Below are 3,448 nucleotides of genomic sequence, written 5' to 3' on the forward strand. Positions count from 1 at the left end.
CTTTGCAGCGCAGCTTCCGCACCGCTGAGAAGGCCGTTAACACCTGGTGCGATCAGGTCAAAATCGCCGCGTAGAAACTTGACTCGACTGCTACAAGATCAATTCAGTCAAGGAATCTAGGCGGCCATCCTTTCCAGAGATTTCCGGTACCTGTCCTGAGTCGAAACCACGTCCGCTAAGCCGTACTTGACGCCCACTGTCGCGTGAAAATTGGCGTGCATGATCGGCCCGGTGGCGGCTTGCCGCGTATGAGATCAGGGCGCGCCGGATGCGGCCTAGCGCGCCACGCGCGGATGCTCTCGGTGCCTTGCGGTCGTCCAAATAGCGCGCCACGGCGGCTCGAGCGCCGAGCCCGGCGTACCAGTCGCGCAGCGCGGCCAGTTCGGCGTCGTCCGGGAAGGCGATGGGTTGGGTCTCACGCGTTTTCATGCTCGCCAGTTTGGGTCAAAAACAGCGCTGGAAAGATAAGGTTATTTATCGCGCTAGCCCCGTTCCGCGGACCCGGGCCATTGCATTCAGCCATTCAGCGGTCCGCGTTCTTATCTTGGTCAGCCCGTGTGTTGAGCCAGGCGGGCGGCGGCAGACGACCCACAGCGGTCCGTCGGCCTGGTGCGACATCTATGTCGGCATTCGAGGTATAACGGCCGCTCATTGACTCGAGCAGAAAGAGGGGGCGGCCTTTGCCGAAGTTCGGCGGTCGACCGTGAGACGGCCGTACGACCCGGCAGACAGGCCGTTCATACGGCGGCCATGTCGAACGGCACGTAGCCTTCGCGCACAAAGGGCGAAATCGACCCTGTTCAACATTTCAATCCACGCAACCCGCAATCAAGTCCGCTTATCCGTGTTTAAAAGCACCGGTTGATTTGCGATCTAGCGTAACGCCGACTCAGGGGACTTCGATGTCGCCAAGAGGCTACGCGGAGGCCGTCTCTTCCTGCCTTACGCTAGTGAGGAACAGCAGCTTTTCGCGATCGTCATCCCTGAGGGCAAATCCCCACCTTTTCTCCATGAACATCAGCAGACATTGACCGCGCTCGCGGATCTGCTCCGGTCCCCAATCATCGTTCTCCGCCACCTTGATTTCCGAATGTGAACCATCGGAATAGCCGTTGCGGATCTTGGCGCCCGACGCGCCGTACCTAGGCTGCTTCTTGTCGCAGAACGCGTCATTCTGAAGCGAAGCATTGATCGACATGGAAAGCAAGAGCAGGTTGCCGAGCGATCCGGCATAGCGCGTCTTGTCCTTTTGAGAAAGGTCCACGAACGCGGCTTCCCAGTCCACCCCTGGCGTCTGTGGATAGATATGCTCGATCGAAATACGGTCGCTTCCTGACTTCAGCAAGTCCTCCCAGTCCACCTTCTGTTGCCGGCTGCCGGAGCGGAGGTGCTGCTCGTATTCGTAAAGGAAGTGCCGCAAACCCGACCAGCCATAATAGCCTGTACCTTCCTCGAACTTCTTGAAGAGGATGCTGTGAAACTCATCGATGCGGAGCTTGCCATCCTGGTCGAAGGCATACTTCAGCGAGTTATCCAGGCGTTGCGCGATTTCGGAGAGCGCCGTCTCGCGCCGGTTCAGGTCGCGCGCGACTTTATAGAACACACTGCTCCTGTAGTTCGAGCGCGCAGCGCCGATCCGGAACGCGATGAAAATGAAGCGCTCGATCCTCTCGAAGATCGAGAGCCTTTGCGCTTCCTCTTCCACAGACTTCAGCACCACCATGACCAGCGGACGGAAATACCCCATCCCGATTCGATTCAGGCGGTCCACTGCGGTCCGCTCGGCCTCCGACATGCCGACCGCGAGATGCGGATAGAACGAGTTGAACCAATGTTGAGCGGACTGGCGTAGGCTACCGACGAAGTCCCTGATGTGTTTGGGCGCAAGCTTGCTTCCGTGCGACGTAGCTGGCTTCTCCGGAGCCTCTGTCATCGCTTCATCCGCGTCGTCCACGTCGGTTTCTGAGCGTTGTTCTTCGACAGTTTCGAGTGTCACGGTTCTCTCGACCAAGTCGTGCACGTTCTGAGACGTGAAATATTCGTCCAGCAGGAAGTGAGCGTAGTCGCGGCCGGTATCGCGTGAATACTTGAAGTAGCTGATCCAGTGGGCGCGAAGGAAGTCGTCGTCGTTCAGCGGACGGGTTTTGTTGCGGCCGAGCTGGTAATACACCTCTTTCCACGCGTCGTTGATGTCGTCGCGAAGCGCCTTTTTGCCTGCCGCATCAACCTGCTCGTTCCCGTACAACGTCGTGAGATAAATGAGTCGATTCTTCAGCAGTTCGAGGTCGGAAAGCTTTTTTCCGCGATTGTTCATCGTCTCGAAAGCCACGAATACGTCGAACTCGTCGTCGATCGCGTACTCGTTGACGAGGAGGCGCTTGGTCAGCCTCTTGAACAGATCGGCCAAACCGTGGTGGCCATTGAGTCGATGGAATTCGGCGATCTGCCCGGAAAAGTACCTGCTCGCGTTGTCGAGATTCAACGTATAGAACGTTTCCTGCACTTGCTTCCCGTCAGGTTCGCCCAAGATGCGAAAGCGGAGAAATTCCTCACTCGGATTGTCCTCGGTGTAACCGAACAGATACGTCCGGAATCCGCCTCTCGGGTTCGTTCTAAAGAGGTAGCGTTCCTCGACGTCTGCAAGCGTCATGCTATCGGTGACGTAGATTTCCTTCGCCGGCATTCCCTGGTGTTGGGGAAGCGCGCGGAAAAAATTCACGAAGGCTTGGATAAAGATCACGAAGGTCGTCAGGCGCTGCTGACCGTCGACTACGTGATATAGGCAATAGGAATGGTCGTCAACGAGCCAGTGCTCTTTCGAATCCTCACGGACCAAAGAGCCGGGGACTTCAGTCAGCGTCACAACACCCGTGTAGTGCGACCGGGTCGCATTGAGGTTGACCAGATCTTCCCAGAACGCCCTCAACTGCTCGTGCCGCCACGCATAGCCTCGTTGAAAATCGGGGATGCGGAATATTTTCTGAGTGAACAGGCGTTCCAGCGAGATCGGCTTTTCCATTGTCCGTGCGTTGCTTGAGTTTTTCTGGTCCGCAATCGTCCGAGTCGGGGAGCGTGCTCGACCGATCGGATGACGTCGTTGCGTCGATACGCTGTGAACCTACGGCGACTCATTGGTTTACGACATCTCTGCGTAAAACTTGAAGCGCATCGGCTGGCCACAGTTTCAACTTTCGCGGGAGCCACAATCGAATGGCCGGTCAATGGTGCGAAGCCGCCGCCTGACTGACCGGCCTACGATGCATGCAGGCGGCCGTTCCTGGCCCAGATATAGGATTAAGAATTTTAGCGCTCCAAAAATGCGTTTTGACACGCTCTGGGCCGACCACAGTCCGACAGCAACCGGCGCAACTCGGTAGAGTCGAGATGTGGCGCGGTAGCAGTAGGTTCGGTTTGTCTGTTGCCGCCTCTTTCGTTCGGCGGTGCCCTA

1 protein-coding gene and 1 pseudogene are annotated in these 3,448 nt (G+C 57.3%); both read right to left on the reverse strand.

The window, feature by feature from the left end:
- Positions 1-207: 207 nt before the first annotated feature.
- Positions 208-429 (reverse strand): annotated as a pseudogene (locus AWB81_RS47900) (integrase); the annotation flags it as partial.
- A 487-nt stretch (positions 430-916) separates the two neighbouring features.
- The gene (locus AWB81_RS41290; RefSeq protein ID WP_062644233.1) at positions 917-3,019 is read right to left on the reverse strand and encodes a GmrSD restriction endonuclease domain-containing protein; all 2,103 of its coding nucleotides are present in this window, start codon (positions 3,017-3,019) and stop codon (positions 917-919) included.
- Positions 3,020-3,448 lie beyond the last annotated feature (429 nt).

The organism is Caballeronia arationis, from assembly GCF_001544975.2.
In the GTDB taxonomy this organism is placed as follows: domain Bacteria; phylum Pseudomonadota; class Gammaproteobacteria; order Burkholderiales; family Burkholderiaceae; genus Caballeronia; species Caballeronia arationis.

Excerpts from the sequence above, each read along its gene's own strand:
- AWB81_RS41290 (WP_062644233.1), bottom strand. The coding sequence starts at position 3,019 with ATGGAAAAGCCGATCTCGCTGGAACGCCTGTTCACTCAGAAAATATTC.